1 protein-coding gene is annotated in these 992 nt (G+C 66.0%); it reads left to right on the top strand.

What is annotated here, in order from left to right:
• Window positions 1–157 precede the first annotated feature (157 nt).
• Window positions 158–982, top strand: a complete 825-nt coding sequence (locus C1I95_RS34125) for a transposase family protein (RefSeq protein WP_199524046.1) — start codon at window positions 158–160, stop codon at window positions 980–982.
• Window positions 983–992: the final 10 nt, after the last annotated feature.

Raw genomic sequence — 992 nt, forward strand, 5'->3', positions numbered from 1 at the left:
TGAGTTGATCTCAGCAACGCATAAGGGTTGATTGGTGCGACACGGGCGAAGGTGTCGAGTCGGGCGGCAGTGGAAACAGGCGTGGAGCCATCGATAGACACGTCCTTGCGACAGAAACACGTCTTCGAGAGGGCTCCACGTGATTGCCTATCGTGCCATGGCCGACGTCCCGAGGGAACTTGTGCGGTACCTCGGCCGGCTCCTCGCCGCCGAGCGCCGGGCTCGGGGCACGCGCTCGGGTACCCGCGCCTTGACCTGCTTCTACCAGGCGTTGTTGGTGCTGGTGTGGTTCCGCAAGGCCGAGGACATGACCTTGCTGGCAGCCGGGTTCGGTATCTCCCGGGCGACCGCGTACCGCTACCGCGACGAGGGCATCGCGGTGCTCGCCGCCCAGGCCAACGACCTGCACACCGCCCTGCGTCGGGCCGCCGACGAGGGCTGGTCGCATGTGATTCTGGACGGGAAGCTGTTCGACTGCGACCGGCTGGCCGAGACGACCCTGTCGGTCAAGGGCGAGGTGATCGACGCCTGGTTCTCCGGAAAACACCGCGACTTCGGCGCGAACATCCAAGCTGTCATGCGCCCCGATGGTCTACCGATCTGGACTTCGGCGGCGATGCCCGGGCATCTGCACGACACCAGCTGCGCCCGCGAACTCGGCATCACCGCCGCCCTGAACTGGGCCGCCGCTGACCTCGACCTACCCGCCCTGGCCGACTCCGGCTACGAAAGCGCAGGCCACGGCATCAAAACACCGCTCAAGCAGCCCACCGACGGCCGCCGGCTCGCACCCGACAACCGCGCCTACAACCGACTGCTACGCGGCCTGCGCTGGCAAGGAGAACGCGGCTTCGCGATCCTGGTCGGACGCTGGAAGACGCTACGCCACACGACCGCCAGCCCCCGCCGAATCGGCGACATCATCGCCGCAGCCCTGCACCTGACCCATTTCGAGTACAAGTACCTACCGCAAAGTCGTTGAGATCACTTTA

The sequence above is a fragment of the Micromonospora craterilacus genome (assembly GCF_003236315.1).
In the GTDB taxonomy this organism is placed as follows: domain Bacteria; phylum Actinomycetota; class Actinomycetes; order Mycobacteriales; family Micromonosporaceae; genus Micromonospora; species Micromonospora craterilacus.